This is a genomic window from Caldithrix sp. (assembly GCF_056497305.1).
On sequence record NZ_JBSMDE010000078.1, the window covers coordinates 37,252 to 54,392 of the forward strand.

The window sequence follows — 17,141 nt, forward strand, 5'->3', positions numbered from 1 at the left end:
GTACGAGTTTAATGTTAAACATTGAACCAGGTCTTACCGGTATTGGCTATAACTTACCATTAGCACCACTGTCCCCCGCGGCCAGATTTTCGGAGATAGAGGGCCAGCAGATGAGGGCTAAAACGAGGAATCCCTTCCACTTCTACACAGATCACATGTCAGTCGTCAGCGCAGCGTAACTCGAGCTTCAGCTCGAGACTTTCTCTGCTCTGGACCTATGCAGTCGGCGCATCGGTCAAAATGACAATCAATATGGACTTAAAACCAGTAAATAGAATGCTGCCTCCGTAAGAAATTGCACATTAGCGTGCGAAAATTTTTGTGCTGTATGAGGAAGTAAAACCGTTGAATTGTTGATTTGTTGAATGGTCGAATTAACATCAGGCTGACATTCCCAATTCCCATTGATCGTGAATGGTGTTTCCAACACAGGTGAGAAAATTCCCCACACATGCCTTCCCCCTCTCCCAGACTTTTATTCTGGGAGAAGGGGATTTAGGGGGTGAGGGCAAATAATTTCTTTGCGCCCTTTGCAGTTTTTAAAAGGTTGCGGCTACGCTGGCTTAGCCCAATAATTTCTCCAAAAGGTCCTTCCGTCGCAGACGTTCTAATTGTTTTCTGATCCATCCTCTGTTTTCTTTTTTGTACCAGAAAAAAAAGCGATTCTGTGCTGTTTTCTCTTCTATGGTATGCGCTGTGTAAACTTTTTGCAAGGTGTAAGGATGGTAACCACTGTAATAAATCACGGTAGCCACCGTCATCGGTGTGGGCGTAAAATCCTGCACCTGTTCTAAATGGAATCCCAATTCTTTGGTAATCGCGGCCAGTTCCGCCATGTCTTCCAGGGTACTGGCCGGATGACTGGAAATAAAGTAGGGAATGAGCTGTTGTTTTAACCTGTTTATTTGATTGATTTCGTCAAACTTCTTTTTGAATTGATAAAACAATTTAAACGAAGGTTTACGCATGATGCGCAGCACGGGTTCGGATGTGTGTTCTGGGGCGACTTTGAGTCTGCCGGAGACATGGTGTTTAACTACCTGTTCAATGTAGGCGGTTAAGGCGAATTTTTTATCTTTCTCTTTCTGCTCCGTAACTAAAAGATCGTAGCGAATGCCGCTACTGACAAAGGCTTTTTTTACTCCCGGTAGATTTGAAACCTGTTGGTAGATGTCAATCATCGGGCGATGATCAATATTTAGATTAAAGCAGATGGTCGGGTAAATGCAGGAAGCTCGTTTGCATTTTTTGCAGAGTTCCAGGTCAACGCCTTGCATTTTGTACATATTGGCAGAAGGCCCCCCTATGTCGCTGATGTAGCCCTTAAAATCGGGCATTTGAGTAATGGCCCTGGCCTCTTTTAAAATGGATTCTTTAGAGCGACTGGCAATGAACTTGCCCTGATGGGCGGAAATAGTGCAAAAACTGCAGCCGCCAAAACAACCGCGATGCATGTTAATGGAATGGCGAATCATTTCGTAAGCGGGAATGGGGCCGCGTTTTTTATATCTGGGATGTGGCAAACGCGTGTACGGCAGATCGTAAATCGCATCCATCTCTTTCTGACTCATTACCGGAAAGGAGGGGTTAACCACCACCTTTTTAGGACCACTTTTTTGCACCAGAACTGTCTGCGGCTGAAGCATATTGGATTCTTTTTCAATGAATTTAAAATTGCGTGCAAATGCCTTTTTGTCCTTTAAACAGGTTTCGAAGGAAGCCAATTCCAGAGTTGTCCATTTTTTTACCTTTGGCAGTGGCTGGTTTGCATCTAACAAAATGGCCGTTTGGTAAATGGTTTTTAGGGAGTGGAACGGTACGCCCTTTTTTAGTAAACGCAGCAATTCGCGGAGCGGCGTTTCCCCCATGCCATAGATCAGTAAATCGGCGCCGGAATCGATTAAAATGGAAGGCCTGAGACGATCGGCCCAGTAATCGTAATGGGCCAGGCGTCTGAGCGAGGCCTCCACGCCGCCAATCACCACCGGAACGTCAGGGAAAAGGTCTTTTAAAATGTTGGTGTACACAATGGTGGGGTAATCGGGCCGAAAACCGCGCGCGCCGCCGGGGGTGTAGGCATCGTTTGAGCGGCGACGTTTGCGCGCCGTGTAATGGTTGACCATGGAATCCATTACGCCGGCTGTAACGGCAAAAAAGAGGCGCGGGCGGCCGAACTTTTTAAAATCGCGCAGGTCGTCGCGCCAATTGGGCTGGGGCACAATGGCCACGCGCAATCCTTCGGCTTCAATAATGCGCCCGATGACTGCCGTGCCAAAGGCAGGATGATCTACATAGGCATCGCCCGAAAAAAGGATCACGTCCAGTTCATCCCAGCCGCGCTGGCGGGCCTCTTTAACGGTGGTCGGCAGCCAGTCCGTTATTTGGAATTTCTTTTGAATATGCCGCATTCCTTTTACGTTTGTACGTGCTATTAATGAATTTCAACAAACTATGGATAAATTCTATTCCAGTTTTTAATGTTTTTTTTTGCAATTCGTTCATTTAGTGCAAAGAACAATAAGCGATGTGGGTTTATCAATCAGAAAATTAAAAAATCGGTCAACCAGTTTCCAGAAGGGAAAAGGAATAGGTTTTAAAGCCAGACTTAAGTGCAAGCGATTAAAGGCCTTATTCAGAAATTTCGACGATTTAAGAACAACAAATCCGGCGCTTTCTACCCATTGCACTAATTTGGGCAAATCGAACGAATGAAGGTGACCATTTTTAGGCGTCGGTTGATTGCAATGGATGCAGATGTAGTAAGGAATGACCTCCTTGTACGGCACAGAGACAATCAGTTGGCCTGCAGGTTTTAACACGCGAAAACATTCCTCTAAAGCCTGCTGCGGCTGATCCAGATGTTCCAGCACTTCAGATAGAATAATGTGGTCAAAAGACTCGTCAGCAAAGGGAAGGGCAAAAACATCGCCCGTTACAGGGAAAATGGCCGGCCCATATTTTTGTTTGATCTTTTGTAGATTGCTCCAGGCCAGGTCTAATGGCACGTAAATGATTTTTTCAGGATTTAACAAATTTAACAGTTGCCCGCCGCCACTGCCTATTTCCAGAATTTTTTGTCCCTCAGCCAGTTTTAACAGGTGAATGATCTCCTGATAGCGCCGGTTGATTTCGTCTTCCATGAATTTGTTTAATGAAAACTAATCGAAATATTGGGCATCCGTCTGGTAGTGCTCGACATGATTCTGATATTTCAAGGCCACCTTGAATTTTACTCCGTTTTATGTTGACCAATAAAATAAACTTCAAAATTTAAGCTTAGGGGTAAAAAGGGGCAAGGGCTTCCGTAAGACTTTTTAATGCGGAAATAGGTTAGCATTTTCTTTCTGAATTCGCGGTAATCAAAACCCATGTGGCGCAGAATATCAGGCAGCCCATCAAATGAGACAATTTCCCGCGTTTTGGTCGGCTGGCCTACAAAGGCCTTTCGAATATTGCCGGGCCTGGCGTCCACTTCTCCGTAACGGCGCATTAATCGTAAACTGCCCTTGAGCAGGGCCGGAAAATAGAGTTCGTTTGGAACGCCGATTACTACCTGGCCCTCATTTTTTAAAAGCGAACGCAGAGTTGTCAAAGCGCTTGACATGGGCTCTTCCGGTAAGTGCTCAAATACTTCCAGGCAAAAAATAAAATCAAAGGCATCGAGCGGACTGTGCTCAAGACTACCGATAACCATGATGTTCTGCATGTCTTGCGTATTCTGGATAGCCTGCCGTCGCAGCTTAGCAGAGGGTTCGTAGCACACAATTTTACTTTGTGGAAAACGGAGGCTGATCTGTTTGGAAAGCTCTCCATTTCCCGCGCCAAAATCCAGGATGGCGCCGCTAAAATTTTGATCGATGGATTGTAAGGCCAGCAAACTGTGCTGTAAGCGCTGTTTTTGCAAATAGCGTTTAATGAGATTGCGGTCGCCAGTGGTCAGTTTAGCGTAGTCAACATCTGCGTAATCTTTGGACATTGGACAAAAGGACCTGGTTTTTTAAATTTCTCAATTTTCCGAGTAGAAGCTTGAGTTACACAACCGTAACTCGAACTTTAGTTCGAAATGCTGATGCTCAAGCTTAAGCTGAAGCTTGAGTTACATGGATTATTTAACCTTTAAAGAATGTACCGGCTCAGGTCTTCGTCTTCCACAATGGATTCCAGTGTTTGGCTCACCATCTCTTTGTCAATGACCAGCTCTTCCTGTTTTTTCTCCGGAACTTCGAACAATATTTCTTCCAGCAAGGTGGACATGATGGTGTGTAAACGACGGGCGCCGATGTTTTCGGCGCGTGAATTTACTACCGTGGCGATGCGGGCTATCTCACGAATGGCCTCATCCGTAAAGGTCAGCTTTACGCCTTCGGTTTCTAACATGGCCTGATATTGGGTGATAAGAGCGTTTTTGGGTTCGGTTAAAATGCGCACAAAATCATCTTCGGTAAGGCTGTTCAGCTCAACGCGGATGGGAAAACGGCCCTGCAGTTCAGGTATTAAATCCGATGGCTTGCTCACATGAAAGGCGCCGGCTGCGATGAACAGAATATGATCGGTTTTAACCATGCCGTATTTGGTGAGAACGGAGGTGCCTTCTACCACCGGCAGCAAATCGCGCTGAACCCCTTCGCGCGAAACATCCGGACCGTGTTTGCCGCTGGACGGGCCGGCGATTTTGTCAATTTCATCCAGAAAGATGATGCCCGAATTTTCAACACGATGTAGAGCAATACGTATGACTTCTTCCATATCGATGAGTTTTTGAGCTTCCTGCTGTGTTAAAATCTTCATCGCTTCGGCTACGGATGTTTTTCGTTTTTTCATCTTTTTGGGCATTAATCCGCCAAACAGTTCCTGAATATTTAAACCCATTTCCTCGATGCCCATGGGCGAAAAAATCTGCATCATGGGCATGTTGTCAGCGGGTGTATCAATTTCTACGATCCGATCGTTCAATTGACCAGCCAGCAACTGCTCACGCAGTTTTTCCCGCGTCCGTTGATGACGCAATTCCAGCTCATCGCCTTCCTGAATTTCTCCAACCGGTTTTGGATGGTGGCTGATTGGCGGAAGGAGCAAATCTAAAATGCGTTCAATGGCGTTTTGCCGGGCTTTGGTTTCCACCTCTTTGGTCTTTTCTTCGCGCACCATCTGCACGCCAATTTCCACCAGATCACGAATCATCGATTCCACATCCCGGCCTACGTAACCCACTTCGGTAAACTTGGAGGCTTCCACTTTCAGGAAAGGCGCATTGGACAGCTTGGCCAGCCTGCGACTGATCTCGGTTTTGCCCACACCCGTAGGCCCGATGAGAATAATGTTATTGGGCATGATCTCTTCGCGTAATTCGGGACGCACCTGCTGACGCCGCCAGCGATTACGTAAAGCAATAGCCACCATTTTTTTGGCCTTGTCCTGGCCAATAATGTATTTATCTAATTCTTTGACAATCGCTTTGGGGGTCAATTCAGCCATTCGGGCAATCGTTTCATCATAGAGTTTCTGTTTTTTGTGGGCATCCATTACAACACCTCCACGCGTATATGATCATTGGTGTAAATGCAAATTTCACTGGCAATTTGCAGGGCCTCTTTAACGATTTGCTCTGCATTCAGGTCTGAATGTCGGACCAGACTGCGGGCAGCGGCCAGAGCATACGGTCCGCCGGAACCAATGGCCGCAATGCCGTCATCGGGCTCAATAATATCGCCTGTGCCGGAAATGATAAAGGTGTGCTTTGCATTCAGCACGGCCAGTAAAGCTTCCAGACGACGCAAATATTTGTCCGACCGCCAATCCTTGGCCAGTTCGACCGCTGCCTTAGGCAAATTGCCGGAATATTGCTCCAATTTTTGTTCAAACCGTTCGAACAGGGTAAAGGCATCGGCTGCGGCCCCGGCAAAACCCGCCAAAATCTTATCATTGTACAAACGGCGAATTTTAGTAGCCGAATGCTTCATTACGGTACTCCCCATGGTTACCTGCCCGTCGCCGGCAAGGGCCACCTGACCCTTGTGTCGAATACCTAATATGGTTGTGGCGTAAATCTTTTCAGTGTGATGTTCATTCATTCTTTAAATCCTTCTACTTTACTGTACTGTGAAAATCGTGTAACTCAAATTTACGGAATTTGTTCTAAAAAGTTAAATAAAGTTCGATCGCAGGCCAGAAATTTGCCCGGCAGCTGGTGGAGCGTTAGACGCCTGAATCTGGTCAATCAGAAAGGTGAAAATTTACTCTTCTGCTTCATATCCAACAAAAAGTGAGATGTGAGCTTACTCTCTAAGGCAGCAAAGCCGCCACCTTTAAAAACCGCAAAAAGCGCACGTCTAGACGGCTTTCAAGCCGGTTGAAAAGCAGTGGAAATTGCGATTCACTGGGACGGAACATCAAACCATTCAACAAATCAACAAATCAACAATTCAACGACTTTACTTCCTCATACAGCACAAAAATTTTCGCCCGCTATTGCATTACATCTTCTGAAGGAAGTATTCTAAAATATTCATTTGCTAATTTGTTAGCGGATTGTTTAATTTATTTTGAAAACGGCACTAACAGCCAGACACTGGCTCTTTTTGTGCCGGCCAACAAGCGCCCATTCCATTGCATCAGCTTGGGAATGGGCAGGAATTTTACATTTTGCAGATTGCTATTTTAAGCAAAAGGGAGTTAGCCGTGCAACCAGGCCAACGACTCATCTCTTTAGACACCTTTCGCGGGGCTACCATCGCAGCCATGATCACGGTCAATAATCCGGGCAGCTGGAGCCACGTTTATGGGCCGCTAAGGCACGCCGAATGGCACGGCTGGACCTTTACCGATCTGATCTTCCCATTTTTCCTGTTCATTGTCGGTGTGGCCATTGTGCTGGCCCTTTCACGGCGCCTACAGCAAAACGGACCCAAGGAAGCGCTGCTCAAAAAAATAGCGCGTCGTACATTGATTTTATTTTTCCTGGGCCTGTTTCTAAATGCCTTTCCCCATTTTGATTTTTCCACCCTGCGCTTCATGGGCGTTTTACAACGGATTGCCCTCTGTTACTTTGTCGCATCCATGATCTTTTTGCACACCTCGCCTAAAGGTCAATGGGCCTGGGCCATCGGTTTATTATTTGTTTATTGGGCAAAGATGTCCTGGATTCCCGTACCCGGAATCGGCGCCGGCAGCCTGGCTAAAGGCCACAATTTTGCCGCTTACATCGATAGTCTGCTATTAAAAGGACACATGTGGTCCCAAAACAGAACCTGGGATCCTGAAGGGTTGGTCAGTACACTGCCGGCCATTTCCACTACCCTTTTTGGTGTGTTAACCGGCCATCTGATTCGTTCTTCAAAATCGCATCTGGAAAAAATTGTGCAGATGTTTTTGTGGGGTAATTTCGCGATCTGGATCAGTTTAATCTGGAATCAGTTTTTACCGATCAATAAAAATTTGTGGACCAGTTCCTACGCCGTGTTCATGGCCGGTCTGGCCTTAATTGTCCTGGCCTTTTTCTATTATTTCATCGATTACAAAAACAATCAGCATTGGGCAAAGCCTTTTGTGGTTTACGGCAGCAATGCCATTACCGTGTATGTCTTGTCCGGCATCATTGCGGACCTATTGTACGTCATCCGTTGGTTTGTTGACGGGCGCATAGTGACTTTGCACGAGTGGATTTACAACACCTTTTTTGCTTCCTGGTTAAATCCGCTCAATGCATCCTTAGCATTTGCCCTAACCCTGGTGCTCATCTTGCTGGCCGCCATGTGGGGCCTATATGTTAAAAAAATCTTTATTAAAATTTGAGTTCAGGCATCGGAAACTTTTTAAACAAAAATGGGTAAAATTGGCCAGTTGACGGGGAATTGCTATGAATAATCTAATTTCATAAATTTAATCAATTTGGGCACGTTCTAAATTTAAATAGAGCTAATGGTGAAGATTTGCTTTCGAGTTTTAGGATATTACAAAACCGTTCTCCTTCTTCTAAGCCGATTGCTAAAGGAGTACGAACGGAAGGACATAAAATGGGAAAATACAGCAAACGGGTTGAATTGTAATCATGAACTTCAATTCATTGTCCAAATGCAGCTTTGCCCATTATGAATGACTGAGTTTTAGTTTGTTAATAAGGACGGTAGATCAGCATGGAAAGTAATCAGTTTTTGGAAGAATTAAAAGAGAAATTGGGTTTTTATGGCGTTAGCCAGCCGGTGCAGGAAATTTTACAAACCATTCAGATGATTGCGCCAACCGATTTGTCCGTCCTCATCCAGGGCGAGAGTGGGACAGGTAAAGAAGTGGTGGCCAATGCCATTCATCGCCTGAGTAAGCGCAGGGACAACCCCCTCATCTCGGTGAACTGCGGAGCCATCCCCGAAGGCATATTGGAGTCTGAATTATTTGGGCATGAAAAAGGCTCGTTTACCGGAGCAATAGCCCAGCGCAAAGGCTATTTTGAAGCAGCGAACAGAGGCACCATTTTTTTGGATGAAATCGGTGAAATGCCCTTAAATACTCAGGTCAAACTATTACGTGTTCTGGAAACTTCTGAAATCATTCGCGTGGGAGGAACCTCGCCCATTAAAATCGATGTGCGCGTCATTGCCGCCACCAATAAAAATCTGGAACAGGCTGTGGAGAACAACGAATTCAGACGGGACCTGTACTTTCGTTTAAAAGCCATCACCATTGTTATTCCGCCACTACGCAAGCGCAAAGAAGATATTCCAGTGCTGGTCAAAAAATTTGCCGATGAATATGTGCGAAAAAATCAGATCTACTTTAAAGGATTTGCCCCGGAAGCCATTGAAGTGTTAAAGGAATACGATTGGCCGGGCAACGTGCGCGAACTCAAAAACTTTGTGGAAACCGCTATTACGCTGAATCGTGGCGAGATTATCCATTCTTCCTACGTGCGTTCTGCGCTCAATCTGGACAACCGCTACTCCGCTGCCGAAAATTTACCCGTTCCTCTAAACAAAACCCCGGATCAGGCGGAACGCGAACTCATTTACCGCACTTTAATTTCTTTAAAACTCGATATTACTGAACTCAAACAGATGCTGGGCCAATTCATTCAAACCCAGATGAACTGGATGAAAAATCAGATGCCTGTGGCCCAGGAAGAACAGGAGATCGGCCAGAACAATTCTCAGGAAATCAAGCCCACTTCGATCAGCGCCATGGAAAGGGAATTGATCAAGGAAACCCTGAAGCGATTTAACGGGAACCGACGCAAAACAGCCAAAGCCCTGCAAATTAGCGAACGTACACTGTACCGTAAGTTGCACGAATATGGATTGTCGTAACCATGTCTGGTAATTCATTTAAAGCAAAAGGAATGCTACTGGCCGGACTGCTATTGTTAACGGCCTGTGGTTACTACTCATTTAAGGGCTCTTTACCCTCTTACATTAAAACCATTGCCGTACCTTTATTTGACAATCAGACACCGGACCCTGGAGTGCCGGAGACCTTAAATCAGCTATTAACAACTGAATTTATTAAAGATAACACGTTAAAAGTCGTAGATGAATCTAAGGCCGATTTGCTTTTAAGCGGCACCATTTTACCCATCCGCCTGCAACCAGCCGTAGTGCGTCAGGGTGAAGAAGTGGCCGAAGACAAATTGGTCGTTAGCGTAAAAGTCAAATGCGAGGACGTAAAAACGTCTAAAGTTTTGTTTGAAAAAACATTTCAACAATACAGCCCCCTGGATGCTTCGGCCGGTCTGGAAGAACGGGAACAGGCCATCAATGAGGCTCTGGAATTAATCGCCGAAGACATCTTAAACGCCACTCTGGGGGCCTGGTAAGAGAAAGAGAGGGATGTAATGATCAGTCCAAAAGATTACATTCTAAACGTCGGTAGCGAATCGGTTCTGTTTGCCCACAAAGTCGATTTTTTACTCGAAGAAGATGAACTCGATGACGCTCTGGAACTATGCGAAGAAGGGGTCAAACGCTTTCCCTTCTATGCCGAAGGATTTGTACAATTGGCTCGCTGTTATCAGTTAAAAAATATGAATGACGAGGCCATCAAAGCCTATCAACAGGCTCTGAATTTGCTGCCCGGTCATGTAAAAGCCTTAAAAGGTCTGGCCTATCTGTATTACAAAATCCGCAATAAGGAATTGGGCGAAAAAACATTGCTCAATGCCTATCTGTTCAATCCCTACGACGATGAGCTGCATGAGTTCCTGGAAAGCGAAGGTTTACTCTCCAGACTTTACACTCCGCCGGTGTTTGAGGAGGAAGAAGAAGCCACACAAAGCAATGGCGCCATGCTCGACCTGGAAGAGATCCTGGATGATTCCAGACCGACCGATGAAGATGAACGCAATCAGATTCTGGAAGAGATTGATGAACATTCCAGCGTTAACGAGAACGAACTGTTCGATGTTCCGGAAAACGCGCAGGAAGAAATTGAAAAAATCGATGAATCGTTCTTCGAGGTAGACTCCGGCCTGAATGATGAAGAGGAAGATTCGTTTCCGGAAGAACTTTCTGCGGTTTCACCCGGGCTGGGCGCCGAACAGGAAGAAGAACCTGCTCCGCTTTCCGAAGCGCCAGCGCCTGAAGAACAGGAAAAGCCTCAAGACAAGCAACAAACTGACGAGCGCGAAGAATTTACGCAGTGGATGTCGGATCTTTTTAAACCGGAAGAAGCAGAAGAAGAACCAAATGCAGCACCAGAGGAAGAAGCAGAAGAGGAACCCATTGTCAGCGATCTGGACACGATCTTGATTTTCTCCGATCACCGTAAAAATGAACTGGATTCTCTTTCGGATGAATCGGAAGAAGAAGAACGTCCGTTAGGCGATTTCAACAACCTGGAAGAAGACCTGGAACGCATCAGATCTACAGAATACAATGAAATCGAAAAACACATGGTAGAACCGGAATCAGATATGCAGGAATCGGCAATTCCCACGGAAGAGCCTCCTTCCGCAGAAGAGGAGAAAGACGAATCTTCTTCCGATGTGGATGAAGTGCTGAAACGCCTCAAGGAGAGCGAACAGCGCCGCGACGAATCTTCCGTGCGTCGCGTACAGATCGACCAGATGGAATCGCAGGCCGAAAACGAAAACGTAAATATTGAAGATATTTTGTCCAATCCCAGTTTGCTTACCCCTACATTTGGCGAAATTTTGATTGCCCAGCACAAATTTGAAGACGCCCTGAAGGTCTTTAGCGCCCTGGCCAAAAAGGACCCGGACAATGAACGCATCCGAAAAAAAATTGAATTTTTGAAAAAGCTGGTCGTGGCTAAAAAATAATGAAATTAACATTTTTAATCCTTCTCATTCTGGGAATGCATGTTCTGGCCTGGTGCGGAACGTTCTTTGTTAAAACCACACCCACCGGTCTGCAACCATTGAACAATCCGCAATTTCTGAAAACCGCTCAAATAGGCCTTCAGACCTTTCAGACCTTTAAGCAAGAGATTCCGGTATTAAAAAACTGGATCGTTCTAACGGCCGATTCTCAGCAATTATCTGAATTTCAAAATCGACAGTGGATCGAATCGTTTCAACCGGTCGGGCGCTTTAAAGTTTTCCCCTTAACCAACGATAGTCTGGTCGGCGAACAGTGGTACCTAAAGATAATCGACATTACCCGCGCCTGGCAAATTAGCCAGGGAACGCCCGATGTGCTGCTGGCCATCATCGACACGGGCATCGATTACACCCATCCTGACCTGCAAACCAGCCTGTGGATCAACAGCGCGGAGCTCAACGGCACGCCCGGTCTGGATGATGACCACAACGGTCTGATTGACGATGTACGAGGCTGGGATTTTACCGATGCGCCGCGCTTTGCCGACGGAGGAGATTACTTAGATCCCGACCCCGATCCCATGGATGAATTTTTGGGAGGACACGGCACGGAGATCGCCGGCATTATCGGAGCCACTGCTAACAATTTGCGCGGCATTGCCGGTCTGGCTCCACACATTAAAATTTTGAACATCAGGGCCGGCACGGCTTCCGGTTACCTGGAAGAAGACGATGTCATTCAGGCCATGCTCTACGCCTATGCCATGGGCGCCCGAATTATCAACATGAGTTTCGGGGATGTCAAAATTTCCACGCTTTTTCGAGACGTGCTGCACTTTTTGTGGCAAAAGGGCCTGACCTTTGTAGCTGCCGCCGGTAATGAAGGCCTGCCACAGGTCTATTTTCCGGCTGCTCTCAAAGAGACCATTGCCGTGGGCAGCAGCGATTCCACCGACCGTCTGAGTTCTTTCTCCAATTTTGGTTATGGGATCGATTTAATCGCTCCTGGGACAGAAATTGTCAGTACGGCGCCCAACAATAGCTACCGAACGGTTAGCGGTACCTCTTTTAGCGCCCCCATGGTCGGCGCGGTTTGCGCTCTGCTGCTTTCCGCCAATCCTGCGCTCAGCAATGAAAACATACGCGCTATTCTGCGCAACACAGCAGACCAGAATTTGAGCAATCCCTCCTGGCAGGTAGGTGCCGGTCGTCTCAATGCCGGCAAGGCCTTACAAATCCAGAACGGGGGAAATCTGCAATTGCAAGCGCGCACCATCCATACCAGGAACAATACATTTTCTGTCCTGCTTACGGGCAGCGCCTACCATCCCGATTTACAATCGCTTACGTTACGTTACGGCCTGGGGCCCCATCCCGAAAACTGGAAAGCGCTAAAGCAATGGTCCTTTCATTACTTTTACGATGATACTCTGCTTTTGATGCCGGTCAACGACCTGCCAGACACGCTGCTTACCTTTCAATTGCAGATGGAGCTGCTGAACCGGACCACCATTAATGATCAGGCCCAGGCGCTGATCGACCGCACACCGCCCCGCTTTCAAAAATTGATTTTTGATCCTGCTTTTGACGGGCAACAGCTTGTTGGCCTACTGCACACCGTGACGGATGATCCGGTAAAATTAAAACTGCTGTTTTTGCAGGCAAAGAATGGGCCGGCTCTCGACAGCCTAAAGGGAGAAAACGAATTTGCTGAACACTTTGTCACCCTGAATGAACAGGAGATCGGCCAGGCCAGCTACTTGAAACTGATCGCCACCAATCAAGCGGGGCTGGCTGCTTCCACAACCGTTAACATCCCGGAGTTATTTTTTAGCGCTAAACTCTGGCGTCCCTGGCAGGAACAGTCTGTGGACCAGGCTCCGCTTTCCGGATGGTTGCTGGGCAAGTCCATCGACCTTAACTTAAACGGCAGGCCAGAAATTGTGGTCAGCGAATACATGGAAGGCGGGGGCATTGGCTCCTTAAATGTCTTCGAATTTACCGACCATGTTTTTCAGCCTTTGACGAGCCTGGACTCGCGCGGGTTTGCCCGCGATGCGCAGGATGTGAATGGCGACGGCCGGGCAGAACTGCTGGTGACTTATGGGAACCATGCCCGCTTACTGCAATATCTGCCGCAGACAAACACCTTTCAAACGGTCTGGCAGGATTCCAACTTGTGGGCCGGCAACCTGACCGATTGCAACGCTGACGGGCAATTCGAAATTGTAGGTTACCGCGACGCAAATTATCTGGTCTTAAACAATCTGGGAAATTTCAATTTCTCGCCCGTGGCTATTCTTCAAAATTACAGCGCGGGTGAAAATCGCCTGGGATCGCCAAGAGTAGTGGTTCATGATTTTAACGGAGACGGTCAGAATGAGCTGGCCTTTGGCGATTATGACGGCGATGTGCTGATCTTTTCCTGCGACAAGGCCTTTCACTTTCATCTGTGGCAAACCCTAAAATCGTACCAGAGCGATGCCACTAACCTCCTGGAGGTTGGCGATCAATCCTTATTTGTACTCAGCCATACTTCGGAAGCGAGACAATTTGAATCGGATTTGGCGCATCTCTATTGGACCCTGGACATCTTTAAATATGACGAACAATGGCGCGAATTGCGTTTGACGCAGCGTTTGCATTTTTTCCCCTATTACTCAAAAAAGAAATTTGACGCCGGTCTGACATTTAAAACAGACCATGGCCGTTCCTTTCTCTTTCTTTCGCTTTACCCAAACTTTTACATTCTGGAAAAAATCCAACAGCAATGGCAGGTGATCTGGCAAATTAGCTCATGCCGTTCCAATGCGATTATTGCTCAGGATCTGGATCAGAATGGAAATCTGGATGTGCTGTTCAATAATGGAGAGCAGCTGAGTTTGTTCTCTCAAAATCCTGAAACGATTTTAAGCGCGCCTTTCAATTTAAAAGCCCGTCCTCTGGACAGTACGCGTATTCAGCTTTCCTGGCAGGGCGTGCTTTACAACACTTTCAGAATTTACCGCGGTCCTCGGCCGGATGATCTTACCCCATTACAGGAAACCACGGAAAAATCGTACATTGACAATCAACTTTCTGGACAGCAGAGCAGGTATTATTACGCGGTTACAGCGCTGGATGATTCGCTGGAGAGCCCCCGCTCCAATGTGGATTCTGTTGAAATTTGCCCGGCCCCCCGCTTACAGGCCCTCCAAAAAATCGCTTCCCATGTTTTCATGCTCTGTTTTGACCAGCCCGTTCAAATCCAAAAACAGCCGGCTGCCCGGGTGTTTCTTAAAGAGAATCGTCTGTTTGCGCGCTCCGTTACGCCACTGGTTGCCAACAACGCCTTACTGGCCATCTTCGACCTGCCCGAACAGGTCATCACGCCCGATACGCTCATCGTTGCTCAGGTGGTCAATGCCTGTCAAATGCCCATCCATCCCCAATTTGACAGAATGGTCGTTGACTTAAAGGCCGAAATCGAAGCGCCCCGCATTGTGGAAATCGAGGTCAAAAACCGAAACCAGGTGCAATTGACCTTTTCTCAGCCCATGGATTCCGCGCAGGCCGTACAGGTCGATCACTACCAGCTCTGGCCCTGGGGCTCGGTGCAACATATTGCCTTTTCAGATTCATTATTCATGCGCGCCACACTCTCTCTTTCTCTTGATGCTCCGGCAGGCGGCTTTGGCCAGCCGGTCTATTTACAGGTGTCCGGTCTCAAAAACCGCTGGCAGGTTGCCATGGCGGAATCCCAAAAATTTAGCCTGTTTCGTCCGGTAGAAGATCTGTCGCAGGTTATCATTTATCCTCAGCCGCTCACGGCACAGGATCAGGAATTAATATTTGCAAAATTGCCCCAAAAAGCAGAAATTCACATTTTTAATATTAATGGTTTGTTTGTAAGAACATTGAAACGGGTCAATGATTACGGCGGGCTGCGTTGGGACCTGACAGATCAGTGGGGAAAGCGCGTAGCCAGCGGCATTTATCTGTATCACATTTCAAATGGAAAACAAGAAAAGACAGGAAAACTGGTTATTGTGAGGTGAAGATGAAAAAGCAATTTAAAGTTCCTTTAGTGGTGGCCATCACGGGCGGAATTGGCAGCGGACAATCTACTGTAGCCGGTTTTTTTCGCAAATGGGGCGCCTGGGTCATCAATGCCGATCAGAAAGCGAAAGAGGTCATTCAGAGAGATCGGAGCGTAAAAAATGCCCTGCGTCAGACCTTTGGTTCCCAGATATTTGATCGTTCTGGTAAGCTAATCACTTCAAAACTGGCGGCCCTGGCCTTTAAAGATGAACTGAGCACGCAAAAACTCAATCAGATCGTCCATCCCCGCATGGTGGCCTATCTGGTGGAAGAACTGGAACGCGCCCGATTTTCACAGCGCTACCCCATTGTGGCCGTGGATGCCGCTCTGGTTTACGAGATCAGCATTGAACAGATGTTTGATGCCGTCGTTGTGGTGTACGCACCTCTGGAAGTGCGTTTTAAACGCGTCAAACAACGCGATGGCATGACGCGCGCCGAATTTTTAGCCAGGGTGGATAAGCAAATTCCGCTGGAAGAAAAAAGACAGTGGGCCGATTTTGTGATCGATAACCGCGGCTCTTTGCCGGATTTAGAAAAACATAGCCGGATCGTTTTTGAAAAACTACTCAGCATGCAGGTAAAAAAAGAAAGACAATTCGCAAAGGTTAGTTAAAAACAAATTTTTGCACAACCTGGGCAATGCCCATGGATTCATCCAGAGGCTTAAAGTTACGCCAGTGACGAATGTAGTTTTTGATGCATTGTTCAAGCGCACGATTCCGGATGGTCGAATGAATAACGCGCACACTCTCCGGGATGACAAACCCTTCGTAGGAAACTTTAAAAGCCACTTTAATAAATCCCCGACTATTTGCAGAAAATTTAGTGTGCTTACGAAAACAATATTCAATCATGGGCGAATATTGATGCACCACGCGCTCAATCTCTTCCGGATCGCGATAACCGATGTCGGCCACAGGCTCTCTGGTCAATTGATCGGGTACGTCTAAATAGGCTGTTCCCTGCCGCCGCACCACATAGTTAAACAGGTTATCCGGGGGACCGTCAACGTCGCCCGCATCAAAATTGGTAACCTGAGATTTTACGCTTGTCGGTATTTTGTTTTTACTTTGCGCTACCTTTTCCGCTATTTCCTGCTCTTCAATAATCGGAATGTCATTAAAATAATCGTCCACTTCGGGCAGCTCATCTTCCGCAACCTGGGCGTTGACCGGCGCCTTAAGGATGCCTTTAACCTGCGGTTGACTGGCAATTTTTTGAGCCACTCTTTTTCGTTCTTCTTTTCGCTGCACGGCGGCCTGCTCCGGAGCAAGCTGGACCCTGGCTACCCTTTGTTTACTGGTGATTTCTATGGGAGAGGTAATAACCACAGCCTTCACATCCTTAGCTTCGGGCTCAATTTGTTTAATCTCTTCCATTAATAGCTGAGTCACAAAGTTCTTGTACCTATAACGGATAATTTGTTCCGCCTTTTCATTAAAATCGGAATAATCAATCTGCATATTTACGAAGATCAAAGTTCCAAATAGCAAAAGCGTAAAGATTAAAATAAAAAAGAAGGTTTCATCCCAGCGCTCATAATAATGGAGCCCAAAGACCTTATTGAATTTGAATTTCTTTGCCACTTTTACCTCAGTCCATTTTTTTTATTTTAATATTGGAGAAAAACCCAAAATTTATTGTGATTGGTATCACCGGTGAATTAACTGAATTAATTTTTACTGTTCATATTAATATAATTTAATATAAGAGTCCACTCTAAAAAGGTATTATTATCGAATTTTATTTAAATTTGCCTATTGTTTTTATTTAAATTACATCAAATATCTTC

At 46.5% G+C, this 17,141-nt stretch carries 12 protein-coding genes; 6 read left to right on the forward strand and 6 right to left on the reverse strand.

The features are described 5' to 3' along the window. Positions 1-563: 563 nt before the first annotated feature. The 5 genes from ACWB0I_RS06815 to hslV all read right to left on the reverse strand — a co-directional run bounded on the left by ACWB0I_RS06815 (position 564) and on the right by hslV (position 6,071). Entirely contained in the window at positions 564-2,408 is a 1,845-nt protein-coding gene (locus ACWB0I_RS06815) for a YgiQ family radical SAM protein (protein WP_479387299.1), read from the reverse strand. A 90-nt stretch (positions 2,409-2,498) separates the two neighbouring features. Beyond that, entirely contained in the window at positions 2,499-3,140 is a 642-nt protein-coding gene (locus ACWB0I_RS06820) for a class I SAM-dependent methyltransferase (protein WP_479387300.1), read from the reverse strand. Between the two features lie 89 nt (positions 3,141-3,229). After that, positions 3,230-3,976, reverse strand: a complete 747-nt coding sequence (locus tag ACWB0I_RS06825) for a class I SAM-dependent methyltransferase (RefSeq protein ID WP_479387301.1) — start codon at positions 3,974-3,976, stop codon at positions 3,230-3,232. Positions 3,977-4,116: 140 nt separating this feature from the next. Continuing rightward, positions 4,117-5,523 (reverse strand): ATP-dependent protease ATPase subunit HslU, encoded by a 1,407-nt coding sequence (hslU, locus tag ACWB0I_RS06830; protein WP_479387302.1) that lies wholly within the window; start codon positions 5,521-5,523, stop codon positions 4,117-4,119. After that, the gene (hslV, locus tag ACWB0I_RS06835) at positions 5,523-6,071 is read right to left on the reverse strand and encodes an ATP-dependent protease subunit HslV (protein WP_479387303.1); all 549 of its coding nucleotides are present in this window, start codon (positions 6,069-6,071) and stop codon (positions 5,523-5,525) included. The genes hslU and hslV overlap by 1 nt, the downstream gene beginning before the upstream one ends. 571 nt (positions 6,072-6,642) lie before the next feature. Between hslV and ACWB0I_RS06840 the strand changes: the two genes are divergently transcribed. The 6 genes from ACWB0I_RS06840 to coaE all read left to right on the forward strand — a co-directional run bounded on the left by ACWB0I_RS06840 (position 6,643) and on the right by coaE (position 15,962). After that, positions 6,643-7,791, forward strand: coding sequence for an acyltransferase family protein (locus tag ACWB0I_RS06840; protein WP_479387304.1), 1,149 nt, complete (start codon positions 6,643-6,645; stop codon positions 7,789-7,791). A gap of 341 nt (positions 7,792-8,132) precedes the next feature. Then, positions 8,133-9,296, forward strand: coding sequence for a sigma-54 interaction domain-containing protein (locus ACWB0I_RS06845; protein WP_479387305.1), 1,164 nt, complete (start codon positions 8,133-8,135; stop codon positions 9,294-9,296). A 2-nt stretch (positions 9,297-9,298) separates the two neighbouring features. Further along, a complete protein-coding gene (locus ACWB0I_RS06850) occupies positions 9,299-9,802 on the forward strand; it encodes an LptE family protein (protein WP_479387306.1) in 504 nt (167 codons plus the stop codon). 18 nt (positions 9,803-9,820) lie between these two features. Beyond that, positions 9,821-11,266: a tetratricopeptide repeat protein gene (locus tag ACWB0I_RS06855; RefSeq protein WP_479387307.1), complete on the forward strand. Its 1,446-nt coding sequence runs from the start codon at positions 9,821-9,823 to the stop codon at positions 11,264-11,266. Continuing rightward, entirely contained in the window at positions 11,266-15,303 is a 4,038-nt protein-coding gene (locus tag ACWB0I_RS06860; RefSeq protein ID WP_479387308.1) for a S8 family serine peptidase, read from the forward strand. The genes ACWB0I_RS06855 and ACWB0I_RS06860 overlap by 1 nt, the downstream gene beginning before the upstream one ends. Positions 15,304-15,305: 2 nt before the next feature. Beyond that, complete coding sequence (gene coaE, locus ACWB0I_RS06865; RefSeq protein WP_479387309.1) at positions 15,306-15,962, forward strand: dephospho-CoA kinase; 657 nt, start codon at positions 15,306-15,308, stop codon at positions 15,960-15,962. On the opposite strand, the gene ACWB0I_RS06870 is transcribed toward coaE, so the two are convergent. Beyond that, positions 15,955-16,935 (reverse strand): AgmX/PglI C-terminal domain-containing protein, encoded by a 981-nt coding sequence (locus ACWB0I_RS06870; RefSeq protein WP_479387310.1) that lies wholly within the window; start codon positions 16,933-16,935, stop codon positions 15,955-15,957. The genes coaE and ACWB0I_RS06870 overlap by 8 nt on opposite strands. Positions 16,936-17,141: the final 206 nt, after the last annotated feature.